Raw genomic sequence first — 15,270 nt, 5'->3', positions numbered from 1 at the left:
CGCCTACGACCACTGCTGCGCCATGAGGCGCCGCGCTGTATCCCCGATCCAGTTGGGAGGAATTTGGAGGGACATTCCTGGGTCTAATGACTTACCTGGATCTGAAAGGTGAAGGGGACAGGAGCATGTCAGGAAAGCGACGGTCATGTCCAGGCGTTAGGAATGTCGCGTCGCGGGACCCGCGTGATATGGCGAAAGCTGGATTGCCTGAAGCCCAATCTCCAGACGACGCAACGTAACGTCCACCGGAAAGACGCCCGAAACCGGTGCCACACTCTGTGGCGGCATGTTAGTGGGGCCGCCACAACCTTCAGAATGTGGAGCGATGTCCAACGAGGACATTAAAGGAGATGAGTGGGACGCCTAAGTCACGCTCGATACGTACAGCGCGGACGAACATGGGATCACCTACGGGGCGCGAGCCCTAAGGTGACGGAGGCCCCGTAGTAGTCGTGGGAGTAACGCCCTACCAAGGAGGACGGGAAAGCCGTCCACAGGGCAAAGGGGGCCAGGTGATCGGACACCGCAAAGCCAGGAGGTATGCGAAATGCAGAGCGCCGAAACGGTGCTGGGTGTCCTGCGTGAACGCGGCAGGCGTGGCCTGCCGTTGAACGAACTGTATCGGCAACTATTCAACCCGCAGTTGTATCTGATGGCCTACGGGCGTTTGTACTCCAACCAGGGGGCCATGACGCCCGGAGCCACCGGGGAAACCGTGGACGGCATGTCGCTGGGCAAGATCGGGCGCATCGTCGATGCGCTACGCCACGAGCGGTACCGGTTCAGCCCGGCCCGCAGGGTCTACATTCCGAAACCCCACGGGAAACGAAGGCCCCTAGGGCTGCCGACCTGGTCGGACAAGCTGGTGGGCGAGGTGGTCCGCCTCCTGCTGGAGGCATACTACGAGCCGTGCTTTTCCGACTGGTCCCACGGGTTCCGTCCCGGCCGGGGGTGCCACACCGCGTTGAGCGAGGTGGCCACCACCTGGACGGGGACGACCTGGTTCATCGAAGGAGACATCGCCGACTGCTTCGGGTCGCTTGACCATCAGGTCATGCTCTCGACGCTGGCGGAGAAGATCCACGATAATCGGTTCCTCGGACTGTTGCGCAACATGCTCAATGCCGGATACTTGGAGGACTGGGTCTATAACGCCACTCTCAGTGGTGCGCCACAGGGCGGCGTGACATCACCTGTCCTTTCCAATATCTACCTGCACCGGTTGGACAGCTTCGTCGAGACAGTTCTGATACCGGAATACAACCGAGGGAAACGCAGGAAAACCAACCCTGCGTATCAGCAGGTGCGAGACGCGATCAGGCAAGCCCGCAAGCACGGTGACCGCACCAAGGTGCGAACACTGCGCAAGCAACTGCGCAGTCTCCCTGCCGGGAATCCGGACGATCCGGGCTACCGGCGGCTGCGTTATTGCCGTTATGCCGACGACCACCTTCTCGGATTCACCGGACCGAAAGCCGAAGCCGAGGAGATCAAACGACGGCTGGCCCAGTTCCTTCGTGACGAACTCAAGCTGGAACTGTCCCACAAAAAAACGCTGATCACCCACGCCCGCACAGGCGCGGCACGATTCCTCGGCTACGAGATCACCGTCCACCACAGCGACCGCAAAATCACCCGCGGCCGTCGCATGGTGAACGGCACGATCGCACTACGCGTGCCCACGACGGTGATCAAGGCGAAAAGCGCCCGATACATGCGGCTCGGGAAACCCGAGCATCGACCCCAACTGGTCAACGAAGACGAACACACCATCGTCAGCACCTATGGGGCCGAGTATCGAGGACTCGTCCAGTATTACCTGCTGGCCGGTGACGTCCACCGGCTGACCCGGCTGCACTGGGTCATGCTGACCTCGATGCTCAAGACCCTGGCCTGCAAGTACGGCTCAACGGTGTCCAAGATGGCGGCCAAACACGCGGCCACCGTCCACACCCCGCATGGGCCGCGCAGATGCTTCCAGGCCAGCATCGAACGAGACGGCAGGAAACCACTGGTCGCCACGTTCGGCGGTATCCCGCTACGACGGCAGAAACGAGCGGTCCTGACCGACCGCCAACCAGTCCCGCACACCGTCCGCCGCACAGAGTTGATCAGCAGACTCCTGGCCGGACGCTGCGAGATCTGCAAGCAAACGGGCGACATGCACGTTCACCATGTCCGCAAGCTGACAGACCTCACCAAATCGGGACGACCACAGCCCACATGGGCGGCACTCATGGCCAAACGGCGACGCAAGACCCTCGTGGTCTGCCAAGCCTGCCACGACACCATCCATGCCCGGCAACCCGCCGCGACACTCACGCAGTAGTCACTGGAGAGCCGGATGCCCGGAAACGGGCCAGTCCGGTTCGGGAGGGGGACGTTGGAAAAGGACCTGCCCAGCAGGCACCTCGCCAACGTCCTACCTCGCATACTACAGCCGCATGGTGTGATGCTTGGTGCGTTGTCGCTGGTAGTGGCTTCGGCGGGCTCGGGTTTGGTGGAGTCGGCGCCAGTGTGACCAGTGGTCGGTGTGGATGCGAGGGGGTTGGGTGGGTCAGGGTGGCCCAGAGTCGTCTGATTCGTTGCAGGACAGTGGGATCAGATAGCTGGGGTCGGTTCTGGCGCCCCCTTGCGGGCTGATCTCGGGTGCGTTCGGTGTGTGCGGTGACGGCGAGGAACGCGGCGGCGAGCATGGACAGGGTGATGTGGCGGTGCCAGGCGTCGTATTTGCGGACTGGGTAGTGGTCCAGGCCGGTCTCGTTCTTGGCGAACTGGAAGGTTTCCTCGACGCCCCAACGGGATCCCGCGACGCGGACGAGTTCGGCGACCGGCACTGGGTAACGGGTGTGGCAGACGTAGTAGGCCAGTTCGGTGGGTTTGCTGATCGAGCGGCGCATCAGCAGCAGGTGGGTGTCGGCGCCGGGATCGAGAAGCAGCCAGTCGTAGAGACGTTGTCCTTTGCTGCCCGCCCCGGCGGAGAGGCGTTGCCAACCTTTGCGCGGCGCGCCGGCGGTCGACTCGTCGGCCCGGACGGGGCCTCTGGGGGTGGTGAACCGGTCGTCGCAGGAGACGGCCATGACGTAGTTCAGGTCGTGGTCTTGCAGCCAGGTCCGCAATCCCGGGTTGTCGCCGTAGGCCTCATCAGCGGTGAACCAGAGCACCACACGCCCGCATCGAGCAGCCGTTGCAGCATCCGCGCCCCCTGTTCGTCGCGGTTCGCGGCGACGTCGGCTATGTGGGCCCGGTCGACGGGTATTCCCACGTGGCGAAGATGTGGCCAGCGGGAGATCCGGCTTCGCCGACGACACATGGCACCAACAATGTCGAGTATCCCGCTGGCAGTGGCCTCCCGCTCACGGTGTTGGCACGTGTGCTTGACGAGTTCCGGGAGACCGCGAAGCTGCCGGAGTCCGTGCGCTGGATCGCCGACGAAGTGACGGGCTGAATCCTCGATCGCTCCTCGCGGCCTGAGCGCGGTGGCGCCCAGGCCGCGAACGGCGTCAGTCGGCGCGGGCCAGGGAGAGGGCGAAGCGGTCCTCGGCGTCGGTCCACCAGTGGGTCAGGGCGAACCCGGCCGCCGCGAGTTCTTCGGTGACGCCGGGGCGGCGGAACTTGGCGGAGACCTCGGTGAGCATCTCCTCGCCCGCGGCGAACTCGACGTCGAGGACCAGGGCTTCGATGTGGACCCGTTGGGACACAGTGGACCGCAGGCGCATCTCGATCCATTCGGCGTCCGGGTTCCAGTGGGACACGTGGTCGAAGGAGTCGACCGCGAAGTCGGCGCCCAGTTCGCGGTTGAGCACGTGCAGCACGTTGCGGTTGAACTCGGCGGTGACGCCCGCGGCGTCGTCGTAGGCGCGGATCAGGGTGGCGGGGTCCTTGACCAGGTCGGTGCCCAGCAGCAGCCACTCCCCCGGCTTGAGCACCTCGCGCACGCTCGCGAGGAACTTGGCGCGCTCGTCGGGGAGCAGGTTGCCGATGGTGCCGCCGAGGAACGCGACCAGCCGGGCGGGTTCGCCGGGCAGCAGACCCAGGTGCTCCGTGAAATCACCGACGACACCGGTCACCTGGGCCTGCGGGTACTCCGCGCCCAGCGCCCGCGAGGCGTCCCGCAGAGCCGACTCGGAGACGTCGAGGACCACGACCTGGGCCAGCGTGCCGCCCGCGCGCAGGGCGTCGAGCAGCAGGCGGGTCTTCTCCGAGGACCCGGAGCCGAGTTCGACCAGGGTGTGCGCGCCGGTCACGGTGGCGATCTCGGTGGCGCGCGCGGCCAGGATCTCGCGTTCCGCGCGGGTCGGGTAGTACTCGGGGAGCCGGGTGATCTGTTCGAACAACTCACTGCCCCTGGCGTCGTAGAACCACTTGGGGGGCAACGACTTCGGCGTTGCCGCGAGGCCGCGGCGGGCATCGGCGGCCAGCGATCTGGCGGCGTGGTCCTCGGGCAGGTGCACTTCCAACACCGGGTCGGTCCGCACTGGTGTCCCTTTCGACAGGTCGATGGCGGGGACGAGCGCGCGCACGCGCACGTCGGGAGTCGGATCGAGTACGGCGGTGACCAGCAGGCGGTCGCCCAGGCCGGTCCACTGTGGATCGTCGGCCCACGGCTCGGAGGCGAGCAGCACGCGATCGTCGTCGCGCAGGGCCGACAGCGAGTGCCACCAGGTGGTGGCGGCCAGCGTGCGGCCGTCGGTGAGCAGGAGGTTGAGTCGGGAGTCGGGGGCGGCCGCGCCGACGGCGCACACCACCTCGGCGAGCGCGTCCGCCGCGGGCATGCCCGCGCGCAGCCGGTGGCGCACCAGCGCCCAGAGCAGCGCGCTGTCGGTTGGCGCGTCGAGCGTCATCAGGTCCACTGTGGACAGTTCGGCGGCGAGTCCGGCCATGCTGTCCGGCCAGCCCCGCACCACACCGTTGTGGCTGAACAGCCAGCGCCCCTCGGCGAACGGGGCGCACGCGGACTCGGTGACCGGCATGCCGACCGTGGCCGACCGGACGGCGGCGAGCACCGCGCCGCTCGACGCGGCCGCCGCGACCGCCGCGAACGACTGGTCCGTCCACATCGGAACGGCGCGCCGGTAGCGCACGGGCGGCGCGGCGCCGCCGGGGTACCAGCCGACGCCGAAGCCGTCGGCGTTGACCGTGCCCCCGCCGCGCATGTCGGCGGGGGCCCAGGTCTGGGTGAGCAGGCTGTGCGGCCGGTCGGACAGCAGCGCGGCCAACGGCACGACGGGACCCAGGTAACCCAGGTGGCGGCACATGCCTCAGGTCGCCTCGTCCGGCGTGGCGTCGCGGGCGCAGCGGAAGCCCGCGAAAATCTGCCGCCGGACCGGGTGGTCCCAGTTGCGGAACGTGCCGCGCACGGCCGAGGCGTCGGTGCCGAACGACCCGCCGCGCAGCATCTTGTAGTCGCCGCCGAAGAACACCTCGGAGTACTCCCGGTACGGAAACGCCGCGAACCCCGGGTAGGGCTGGAAACCGGAGTCGACCCACTCCCAGACGTCGCCCATGAGCTGGCGCACGCCCAGCGGGGACTCCCCCGCCGGATACGAGCCGACCGGCGCGGGCCGCAGGTGCCGCTGACCCAGGTTGGCGTGCTCGGGGCCCGGATCGTCGTCGCCCCACGGGAAGCGGCGGGAGCGGCCGGTGGCCGGGTCGAACCGGGCCGCCTTCTCCCACTCGGGTTCGGTGGGCAGCCGCCTGCCCGCCCACCTCGCGTACGCGGCGGCCTCGTGGAAGCAGACGTGGACCACCGGCTCGTCGGCCCGGACCGGCTCCACCACGCCGAAGCAGGCGCGCAGCCAGCCGTCGCCGTCGCGCTGCCAGAACCGCGGCGCCTCCAACACGGCCCGCTGCCGGTGCGCCCAGCCCTCCTCGCTCCACCAGCGCGAGTCGTGGTAGCCGTCGGCGGCGATGAACGCCTGGTAGTCGCCGTTGCTCACCGGCACCGTGTCGATGAAGAACGGGTCGACGCGGGTGCGGAAAGCGGGGCGCTCGTTGTCCAGCGCCCACGGCTCGGTCAAGGTGCCCATGCTGAACTCGCCGCCGGGCACCAGCACCTCCCGCCGCGCGGGCGGGATCGCGGGCGGCGGGTCGGGGGCGTGCAGCACGGGCGCGCCGACCCGGAGCTGGTGGGTGGCCAGCATGGTCTCGTCGTGCTGCTGCTCGTGCTGGACGATCATGCCGAAGGCGAAGCCCTGGTCGAGCAGCCTTCGGCCCTCCAGCGGCGTGCGCTCCAGCACGTCGAACACCTTGTCACGCACCTCGCGGACGTAGGTGCGCGCCTCGGTGGGCGCCAGCAGCGGCAGCGCCGGGCGGTCGGCCCGCGGGTGCTGGAACGCGTCGTAGAGCTCGTCGATGTCGCTGCGCACCGGCTCCCGGCCGCCGACGTCGCGGACGAGCCAGAGCTCCTCCTGGTTGCCGATGTGGGCGAGGTCCCACACCAGCGGCGACATCAGCCTGGAGTGCTGGCGGACGAGCTCGTCGTCGTCCACGGCCTCGGTGAGGTCGATACTGCGCTGTCGCGAGCGGCGCAACTGCTCGGCGACCCGGTCCCGGAGCCGGTCCTCGGTACTGGTCACGACAACCTCCGGTGCGTCGCGGTTCGGTCGATCAGCCGGGCCAGGTCGCCGATGATCACGGCGGTCGGCTCGGGGGGCAGGCCCAGCGCGGGCACCGCGCGCAGGCCGAGGTCGAGCACGGTGCGCGCGGCGGCGGCCGTCGGCGCGTCGGCCACGCCGTGGCGGGCCGCGGCCAGCCACCGGTCGGCGACCGGCGCGCAGGCCGCGACCACGGCGTCCACCATGGCGGGTTGCGCCATGAGGGCGACCAGCAGGGCCGCGGGGGTGACCCAGGCGAAGCCGTCCTGGGCGTCGAGGTAGCGCACCTCGAAATAGCCGTGCGGGCGGACCGGCGGGAACAGCGTGGAGATGTGGTAATCGAGGTCGGCGGTGGTGGGCGGTTCGGGCAGGGCCCCCGCGATCCAGTCCGCGAAGGTAACCCCGGACGGCGCGTCCCAGCAGCCGCCGCCCGTGCGGACGCACAGCAACGGGGCGTCGAGGACGTGCCGGGCCCACGCCGCGGCCGGGTCGTCGGTGACCGGCAGCGGCAGCGTGCGGGCCGGATCGGTGCCGAGCACGGCGCGGGTGCGCGCCGAGACCCAGCCGGTGGCCTGGCCCGCCAGCACGGCGGAGTTGCCGAACAGGGCGACCATCACCGGACCGAGGGAGCTGACCGCGGTCCAGCGTGCCGTGATGTCGGCGGGTTCACCGACGTCGAGGCAGACCTGCAGCCCGGCGGTGGCGCACATCATGGTGATGCCGTCCGGGCCGATCGGGGCGAACGCGCGCTCCATCGCCGCGTAGCGCGGGGTGTCGAGTACGCGGCGCGGGGAACGGTGGGGATCGATGCCGGTGCGGCCGAGGACGAGTCCGCCCTGGCCGAGCAAGTCGGCGAGATAGCGCTGATCGGCGATGACGGTGTCGAGCAGATCACCGAAGGCAGGTGCCGGGAGCGAGGAGATCTCGACCTGGCCGCCGGGCTCCAGAGTGAGCGGCGAGCCTGCCGGAAGCGGGAGTTGGGGACTGTCGGGTTTCAGCGTTCGGGGGCTGTGCGGCCCCAGGGCGGCGGTGAGGTGATCGGGGTCGAGTCGCCGCCCGGGATCTTCGCGATGGTGCACGGTCCATTCGAGCTCGACGCCGAGCAGGCGCGGCGGGCCGTGCTTGAAGCAGACCGACGCCACGTACGCCTCGGCCTCCACACGGGCCCGCAGACGCCGGTGGTCCGGCCCGGCGGTCTCCGGTTCACACAGTGCGGTCAGGTTGATCAGCCCCTTTTCCGATACCGGTATCGAGCCGCGGTCTTCGAACGCGAAAACGACGCTACACGCGGCCACCGACAGCCGCACGACTCGCGAATCGGGCGGCAAGGACCCGGTCAGCGGCACGCGAGACCCAATACGTACGTACGGATTGCTTACTGTCGGCCCGGCTGGGACCATCGTCGGGTGCCCAGGGTGAGCCAGGACCATCTCGACGCGCGCCGCCGCCAGATCCTCGACGGGGCCCGCTCGTGTTTCGCGCGCCACGGCTACGAGGGCGCGACGGTGCGCCGGTTGGAAGAGGCTACCGGACTGTCGCGCGGGGCGATCTTCCATCACTTCCGGGACAAGGAGTCGCTGTTCCTCGCCCTCGCCGAGGACGACGTGGCGCGGATGACCGAGGTGGTCGCCGAACAGGGCCTCGTGCAGGTCATGCGGGAGCTGCTCTCGGCCCCGCCGACCGGCGGCGACCACCCGGCCGACTGGCTGGGCACCCGGCTGGAGGTCTCGCGCAGGCTGCGCACCGATCCGGTGTTCCGGGCCAGGTGGGCCGAGCGGTCCGAGCCGCTGACCGTGGCCACCCGCAACCGGCTGCTGCGCCAGCGCGAGGCAGGCAACCTGCGCGACGACGTGGACGTGAGCGTGCTCACCGCGTTCCTCGAACTGGTGCTGGAGGGGCTGGTCTCGCACCTGGCGATGGGCTTGCCCGCCGACGACCTCGACCCCGTGCTCGACGTGGTCGAGGAGACCGTCCGGCGGCACCGCCGCGGTTCCTAGACCACCCGTCCGCGAGCCTCCGGCGAGCGCCCTAGACTAGGCCGGTTGGTGCAAGGCTTCACGTGTCAGTTCCCCCGTACTCAGGCGAGGAGTGACCCCTTCCGTGCGCAAGGCGCAATCACCGGGTCGCAGTAGCGGGCCGGGAGAGAGTCCCGGCGGCCATACCGGCCCGGAACCCGAGCGGGGTGCTCGGTGACCGGTCCCCTGATCAGCGTTCTCGGCCTGCTGGCCGTGCTGACGCTGACCCTCGGCACGGCCCTGTTCGTGGCCGCCGAGTTCGCCCTGACCACCCTGGAGCGCAGCCAGGTCGACCACCACGCGGCGGAGGTCGGCGACCGGCGCGCGCTGGCCATCCAGAAGGCGCACCGCACACTGTCCTTCCAGCTCTCCGGCGCGCAGCTCGGCATCACGATCACCACCCTGATCACCGGCTACATCGCCGAGCCCGCGATCGCGAACCTGATCGAGCCCGCGCTGACCCTGACCGGCATCCCGGTGGCCGCCGCGAACGTCGTGGCGCTGGTGATCGCGCTGCTGCTGGCCACCTCGCTGTCGATGGTGCTCGGCGAACTGGTGCCGAAGAACCTGGCGATCGCCCGCCCGCTGGCCACCGCGCGCGCGGTGGCCGGGGCGCAGGCGGTGTTCTCCTCGGCGCTGCGCTGGCTGATCAGCGCGCTCAACGGCTCGGCGAACTGGGTGGTGCGCAGGCTGGGCGTCGAGCCGCAGGAGGAGCTGCGCTCGGCGCGCTCCCCGCAGGAACTCGGCGGCCTGGTGCGCTCCAGCGCCGCGCTGGGCACCCTCGACACCGGTACGGCGACGCTGCTGAGCCGGTCGCTGCGGTTCGGCGACCGGACGGCGGAGGAGCTGATGACCCCGCGGGTGCAGGTGCAGGCGCTGCGCGCGGACGCCACCGTGCTCGACCTCATCGACCTGGCCCGCGCCACCGGGTTCTCCCGGTTCCCCGTGCACGGCGGCGACCTCGACGAGGTGCGCGGCGTGGTGCACGTCAAGCAGGTGTTCTCGGTGCCGACCGCGATGCGCGCCACCACCCGGGTCGCGGCGCTGGCGCGGCCGGTGCCGACGGTGCCGGAGACCCTCGACGGCGACGTGCTGCTGGAGCGGCTGCGCGGCTCGGGGCTGCAGGTCGCGGTGGTGGTCGACGAGTACGGCGGCACCGCCGGGCTGGTCACCCTGGAGGACCTGATCGAGGAGATCGTCGGCGACGTGCGCGACGAGCACGACCGCGGCGAGGTCAACCCGGTGCGCTCGCTGGGCAAGGAGAGCTGGATGGTGTCCGGCCTGCTGCGCGACGACGAGCTGGCCGAGGCGACCGGGTTTCGGATGCCGCGCGGGGAGTACGAGACGGTGGCGGGGCTGGTGCTCACCCGGCTCGGCCGCATCCCCGAGGTCAACGACGAGATCCTGGTCGACACCTGGCGGATCACCGTGATGCGGATGGACCGCCACCGGGTCGCGGAGCTGCGGGTGGCCAAGCGCCAGGAGGCGATCTCGTGACGGAGCTTGCGAGCGAACCAGCGTCACCGGGCGTCCGCGAGGGGGCGACGTGACCGACTTCTTGGGGTTGCTGGCCACGGTGGTGCTGTTGCTGGGCAACGGCTTTTTCGTCTGCGCGGAGTTCGCGATCATCACCGCGCGGCGCGACCGGCTGGAGGCGCTGGCGCGGGAGGGGCGGACCAGGGCGATCGTGACGATCGCGGCGGGCCGGGAGCTGCCGCTGCTCATCGCGGGCGCGCAGCTCGGCATCACGGTGTGCTCGCTGGGGCTGGGCGCGCTGTCCGAGCCGGTGATCGCGGGCCTGCTGGAGCGCCCGTTCGGCACGCTCGGCATTCCCGAGCCCGTGCTGCACGGCTTCGCGTTCGCGCTCGCGCTGGGCATCGTGGTGACGCTGCACACCGTCATCGGCGAGATGGTGCCGAAGAACCTGGCCATCGCGGGCCCGGAGCGCACCGCGATGGCGCTGGTGCCGGTGCACTTCGCCTTCTGCAAGCTGGTGCGGCCGCTGCTGGGCATGTTCACCGCGGTGTCCACGGCGATCCTGAAGCTGGTCAAAGTGGAGCCCAAGGACGAGATGGAGAGCGCCTACACCACCGACCAGCTCGCCACCCTGATCGCCGAGTCGCGCCGCGAGGGCCTGCTGGACGACTCCGAGCACCGCAGGCTCACCAACACGCTGTCCTCGGCCGAGCGCACGGTGGCCGAGGTGCTGGTGCCGCTGGCCGCCCTCAAGACGGTGCCGTATCCGCCGACCGTGGGCGACGTGGAGTCCGCGGTCGCCGAGACCGGGTTCTCCCGGTTCCCGGTCCAGATGGACGACGGCTCGCTCAACGGGTATGTGCACGTCAAGGACGTGCTCGACCAGGTCGACGCCGACCCGGCCACCCGGGTGCCGTGGTCGCGGGTGCGCGGGCTGCCCGAGCTGCCCGCCGACTCGCGGCTCGACGAGGCCCTGACGGCGCTGCGCCGGGCGCAGAGCCACCTCGCCAAAGCGGTGGCGCCGGACCGTACGGTGCTGGGTGTGGTGGCGCTGGAGGACCTGGTCGAGGAGTACGTGGGCACCGTGCGCGACGGGACGCACATCGGCAACGGTGCGTGAGATGTCCGTGCTGGCCGAGCCGGACTGGCACGCCCGGCGGGCCGCACACGTCCGCCGGGTGCGTGTGTGGACCGAACCGCACCAGCACCGGCGCGGCCGGGGCGAGAAGCACCCGGTGCTGGACTTCCTGTTCACCTACTACTCGCACCGCCCGGCGCACCTGGAGCGCTGGCACCCTGGCCCGGGGGTGGTGCTGGCGGGCGAGTCGGCGCGCGAGTACCTGCGGCAGCCCGCGTACGTGGAGACCGCCGACGGGGTGACCCTGGGGGCGCTGCCGGAGGGGCGGGCGCGCACGGCGGGGTTCGTCCGCGACCTGCTCGCCGCCACCGCGTCCCGGGCGCCGCGGCTCGGCTGCTTCGGGCTGCACGAATGGGCGATGGTCTACCGCCAGCCCGGCGACGAGGTCCGGCACGTCGACTGGCCGCTGCGGCTGGGCCCGGCGGGCACGGACGCCGTGGTCGAGGCGCAGACGATCAAGTGCAGCCACTTCGACGCGTTCCGGTTCTTCACCGAGCCCGCCCGCCCGCGCAACACGCTGAGCCCGAGCCGCGAGGGGCAGCTCGCGCTGGAGCAGCCGGGCTGCCTGCACGCGACCATGGACCTGTTCAAGTGGGCCTACAAGCTCGCCCCGTACTCCCCCGCCGAGCTGGTGGCCGACTGCTTCGAGCTGGCCTCGGACGTGCGCGAGCTGGACATGCGGGCGAGTCCGTACGACCTGTCGGCGCTGGGGTACGAGCCGGTGCGGATCGAGACCGAGCGCGGGCGGGCCGACTACGCGCGGGCCCAGGCGGAGTTCGTCCGGCGCGCGGAACCGTTGCGCGCCAGGATGATCGCGCTGTGCGGGCGACTGCTCGACGCGCGCTGACCGCACCTGTGGCGCCGGTCACGCTGCGCGAGCGGAGTTAGTCGGCCACCGCGCTCACCTGGACGTTTCCGCGGTGGGCTTCACCCTGAGTCACGACCCTTGACGGGAATAATTCACCGAATAGAGTGCGGTCGCCGGGCGACCACTGCGGACAGGCATCGCTGCCGGGAAGTGCACAAAGGGGACGGGATGCCGGAACACCGCGGGCGAACCGCGACCGGCGCGCGCCGCGGGCGGCGGAAACGGTGGCCGCTGGTCGTCCTCGGCCTGGTCTCGCTGCTGGTGCTGGGCTGGTTCGGCTGGACCTGGGCCCGCGACCTCGCCGTCGACCGCACCGCCGCCGAGCCCGCCGCCACGTGCGCGCGGGGCGACGCGGTGCTCCGGGTCGGGGTCTCCCCCAGTGTCGAGCAGCCCGTGCGCGAGGCGGCCAAGCGGTGGAACGCCGACGGCAGGATCGTCGCCGACCACTGCGTCGAGGTCACCGTCACCTCGGTCGAGTCCGCGCCCGCCCTCGCGGGCTTCACCGGCGAGTGGTCGGAGAGCGAACTCGGCGACCGGCCGCACGCGTGGCTGCCGGAGTCGTCGTTCTGGACCGACCGGCTCGCCGCGGCCGACGACGCCCTGCTGGGCACGGCGCCGGAGTCGGTGGCGAGCAGCCCGGTGGTGCTGGCGGCACCGGGGCCCGCGGCGCGGGCGATCACCACGACCGTGTCGGTCACCTGGGCCGACATCGCCGTCCTCACCGCCGACCCGATGGGCTGGATCCGGTTCGGCCGGCCGGGCTGGGGCCGGATCACGGTCGCGATGCCCTCGCCCGCGAGCAACCCGGCGACCGGCCTCGCGGTGCAGGCGGTGCTCGCGGGCGTCGCGCGGCAGAGCCCGCTCACCCCGCAGATCCTGGCCCGCCCCGACGTCGTCGACACCTTGGCCGCGCTGGCGGACGCGCAGCCCGCTGCCGTCCCCGGCGACACCCGGGCGGCCCTGATCGCGCTCGGCGCCGCCGAGTCGATGGAGTCCGCGCCGTTCAGCGCGGTGCCGGTGCTGGAGGTCGACCTGCACCGCCGCAACCTCGCCACCGACGGGCGGCCCGCGGCGGCGGCGCCGCTGTTCGAGATCGTCGCCGCCGGACCCAGCCCGGCGGCCGACTTCCCGTTCGTCAGCATGACCGCCGCGGGTCCGGTGCTGGTGCAGGCCGGGAACGCGTTCCGCACGTTCCTGCAGGAGGCGCCGCAACAGCGCGAGTTCGCCCGCGCGGGTCTGCGCACCGGCTCGACCGGTGAGCGGCCCGCGAACTCGCGCGGCATGACGTGGGCCGACGTGCCGCCCGCGACCGCGGCGGCCGACGCGAACACCACCCAGCAGCTCGCGGCCACGTGGGCCACCGCGGTCGAGGGCGGGCGCGTAGTCACGGTCCTGGTCGACGTGTCCCGCACCATGGGCGGCGACTCGGGCCAGGGCCGCAGCAGGCTCGACCGGGTCAAGGAGGCACTGCACGGCTACGCCGACTACACCGTGTCCGGCTCGCTCGGCCTGTGGCGGTTCGCGGGCGCGCTCGACCGGGGCAGGCCGTACGAGGAACTGGTGCCCACCGGCCCGGTCGCCGACCGTCGCGACGACCTGCACGCGGCCATCGACAGCCTCGCGCCCGCCGGTCCCACCCAGGTGTACGAGAGCGTCGCCGCGGCCTACCGGTCGGCGTCCGCCGGGTACGTGGCGACCAAGCGCAACCAGATCGTCGTCATCACCGACGGCGGCAGCGACAGCGCGATCAGCCTGGCCGAACTCAAGTCCGTGATCCGCGAGGTGAGCAGGGCGGCCAAGCCGCTGCCGGTGAGCTTCATCGCGATCGGCCCGGACCCGGACCGGGCCGCCCTGCGCGACCTGGCGAGGGCGACCGGCGGCACCGTGTCGGTGCTCGCCGACGCCAAGGGCGTCCAGGCCGCGCTGGGCCAGCTGGCCGCCGCCCGCGACTGACGGCTCACGACGCTAGTGGTTGCGACCGGAGATTCGTCGGGGGTATCGGTGGATCGAGGTTTCCGCTGGGCGTGCCGGTGGAAGGTCCTCGTACCGGGTTGTACTCGGGCCTTGCGCCGGTGCGTCCAGCGGGAAGCTCGGCCGCCGAGACCCCCGGCGAATCTCCGGTCGTGACCACTGGCCCGCTCGCAGGCTCGCTTACGACCGCTCGACGTCGGGCACGAGGTCGGCCACGGCGTCGAAGAGGCGCCGGGGGTCCTCGGCGAGGCGGTTGCACAGGTAGAGCCACCACTCGGTGCCGTAGACCACGTACTCCTGGGTGGGGTGATCCCGCTCGCGCAGGCCGTCGAGGCGGCCCGCGCCGAGTCCGAACAGCATCTCGATCCGGTACGGGTGCCCGCCCAGGTTCTCCCGCCGGACCAGCCGGTCGACGTGGTCGAGCCGGACCAGATCGTGGGTGGCGATCGAGCAGGGGTGGCCGCTGCGCAGCAGCCTGCGGGCGTGCGAGTCGAACACCTCGGGCAGCGTCTTGTCCACGCTGGTGATCGCCGCGTCGGGCGGGGTGTCGTAGGCGCCCTTGACCAGCCGGATCCGGCCGGGCCGGGCGAGCAGGTCGTCCAGGTCGGCGAACGTGCGGTGCAGGCGGGCCTGCACGGTCACGCCCACGTTGTCGAACCGGGCGCACAGCGCGGCGTGGTCGCCGAGGATCTGCTCCACGCGGTCGGCGCCCTCCATCGAGAGCACCATCTCGATGCCCGCCGCCGAGGCCGCCGCGGCGATCCGGCCCGCGTTGGCGAGACCCAGGTCCCGGTCCACGACGCTGCCGATGTGCGACAGGTCGAGCGAGACCGAGCAGCGCAGCCGCTCGTCCCGGATCGCCTGCACCAGCCGGAGGAACTCCGCGGTGGCGGCGTCGGCGACGGCCTGGTCGCGGCTGCTCTCCCCGATGAAGTCGACCGTCGCGGTGTGGCCCGCGGCGTTGACGTGCCGCACGCGGTCGAGCGCGGGCGCCATGGTCTGCCCGGCGACGTAGCGGCGGGCGACCTGCCACCCGACGGCCCCGAGCAGCGGGTCCGCCAACACGCGCGCCTTGACCCCCTCGTCCAGCCCGAGCCTGCGCAGCATGTCGGCCACCGCGGCGGTCGGCTCGGAATCCGCCTGCTGAGAGTTGTTGACGGGCTGAGAGGTCTCCGCGTTCACCGTGCGCTCCTGGTGCGCCGAGGA

The 15,270-nt window shown here is 71.2% G+C and carries 12 protein-coding genes and 1 pseudogene; 7 read left to right on the top strand and 6 right to left on the bottom strand.

The window, feature by feature from the left end; translation table 11 throughout:
* Window positions 1-547: 547 nt before the first annotated feature.
* Window positions 548-2,329 carry a reverse transcriptase domain-containing protein gene (locus ACT4N7_RS20255; protein WP_444830357.1) on the top strand — a complete coding sequence of 594 codons (1,782 nt, stop codon included), beginning with the start codon at window positions 548-550 and terminating at the stop codon, window positions 2,327-2,329.
* On the opposite strand, the gene ACT4N7_RS20250 is transcribed toward ACT4N7_RS20255, so the two are convergent.
* Window positions 2,319-3,167, bottom strand: a complete 849-nt coding sequence (locus tag ACT4N7_RS20250) for an IS701 family transposase (RefSeq protein WP_444830356.1) — start codon at window positions 3,165-3,167, stop codon at window positions 2,319-2,321. The two genes, ACT4N7_RS20255 and ACT4N7_RS20250, sit on opposite strands and share 11 nt — an antisense overlap.
* Window positions 3,168-3,187: 20 nt before the next feature.
* Between ACT4N7_RS20250 and ACT4N7_RS20245 the strand changes: the two genes are divergently transcribed.
* Window positions 3,188-3,448, top strand: a complete 261-nt coding sequence (locus ACT4N7_RS20245; protein WP_444830355.1) for an Imm1 family immunity protein — start codon at window positions 3,188-3,190, stop codon at window positions 3,446-3,448.
* Window positions 3,449-3,503: 55 nt separating this feature from the next.
* On the opposite strand, the gene egtD is transcribed toward ACT4N7_RS20245, so the two are convergent.
* The 4 genes and pseudogenes from egtD to egtA all read right to left on the bottom strand — a co-directional run bounded on the left by egtD (window position 3,504) and on the right by egtA (window position 7,942).
* Window positions 3,504-4,478, bottom strand: a complete 975-nt coding sequence (gene egtD, locus ACT4N7_RS20240) for an L-histidine N(alpha)-methyltransferase (protein ID WP_444830360.1) — start codon at window positions 4,476-4,478, stop codon at window positions 3,504-3,506.
* Between the two features lie 123 nt (window positions 4,479-4,601).
* Window positions 4,602-5,258 (bottom strand): annotated as a pseudogene (gene egtC / locus ACT4N7_RS20235) (ergothioneine biosynthesis protein EgtC); the annotation flags it as partial.
* Between the two features lie 3 nt (window positions 5,259-5,261).
* Window positions 5,262-6,578, bottom strand: coding sequence for an ergothioneine biosynthesis protein EgtB (gene egtB, locus ACT4N7_RS20230; RefSeq protein WP_444830354.1), 1,317 nt, complete (start codon window positions 6,576-6,578; stop codon window positions 5,262-5,264).
* Entirely contained in the window at window positions 6,575-7,942 is a 1,368-nt protein-coding gene (gene egtA / locus ACT4N7_RS20225) for an ergothioneine biosynthesis glutamate--cysteine ligase EgtA (RefSeq protein ID WP_444830353.1), read from the bottom strand. The genes egtB and egtA overlap by 4 nt, the downstream gene beginning before the upstream one ends.
* 60 nt (window positions 7,943-8,002) lie before the next feature.
* On the opposite strand from egtA, the gene ACT4N7_RS20220 reads away from it, so the two are divergent.
* From ACT4N7_RS20220 to ACT4N7_RS20200, 5 genes are all read left to right on the top strand, one after another.
* Window positions 8,003-8,593 (top strand): TetR/AcrR family transcriptional regulator, encoded by a 591-nt coding sequence (locus tag ACT4N7_RS20220; protein ID WP_444830352.1) that lies wholly within the window; start codon window positions 8,003-8,005, stop codon window positions 8,591-8,593.
* A 192-nt stretch (window positions 8,594-8,785) separates the two neighbouring features.
* Window positions 8,786-10,108 carry a hemolysin family protein gene (locus tag ACT4N7_RS20215; RefSeq protein WP_444830351.1) on the top strand — a complete coding sequence of 441 codons (1,323 nt, stop codon included), beginning with the start codon at window positions 8,786-8,788 and terminating at the stop codon, window positions 10,106-10,108.
* Window positions 10,109-10,157: 49 nt separating this feature from the next.
* Window positions 10,158-11,207, top strand: a complete 1,050-nt coding sequence (locus ACT4N7_RS20210) for a hemolysin family protein (RefSeq protein WP_444830350.1) — start codon at window positions 10,158-10,160, stop codon at window positions 11,205-11,207.
* 1 nt (window position 11,208) lies between these two features.
* Window positions 11,209-12,072, top strand: a complete 864-nt coding sequence (locus ACT4N7_RS20205; RefSeq protein ID WP_444830359.1) for a 3-methyladenine DNA glycosylase — start codon at window positions 11,209-11,211, stop codon at window positions 12,070-12,072.
* Between the two features lie 189 nt (window positions 12,073-12,261).
* A complete protein-coding gene (locus tag ACT4N7_RS20200) occupies window positions 12,262-14,046 on the top strand; it encodes a substrate-binding domain-containing protein (RefSeq protein ID WP_444830349.1) in 1,785 nt (594 codons plus the stop codon).
* Between the two features lie 198 nt (window positions 14,047-14,244).
* Here the strand turns inward: ACT4N7_RS20200 and ACT4N7_RS20195 are convergent, their stop codons facing one another.
* Entirely contained in the window at window positions 14,245-15,246 is a 1,002-nt protein-coding gene (locus tag ACT4N7_RS20195) for a proline dehydrogenase family protein (RefSeq protein WP_444830348.1), read from the bottom strand.
* Window positions 15,247-15,270: the final 24 nt, after the last annotated feature.

The organism is Actinokineospora sp. (assembly GCF_052390155.1).
Classification (GTDB): Bacteria; Actinomycetota; Actinomycetes; order Mycobacteriales; family Pseudonocardiaceae; genus Actinokineospora.
This window is presented reverse-complemented; position numbering and strand designations above follow the sequence as displayed.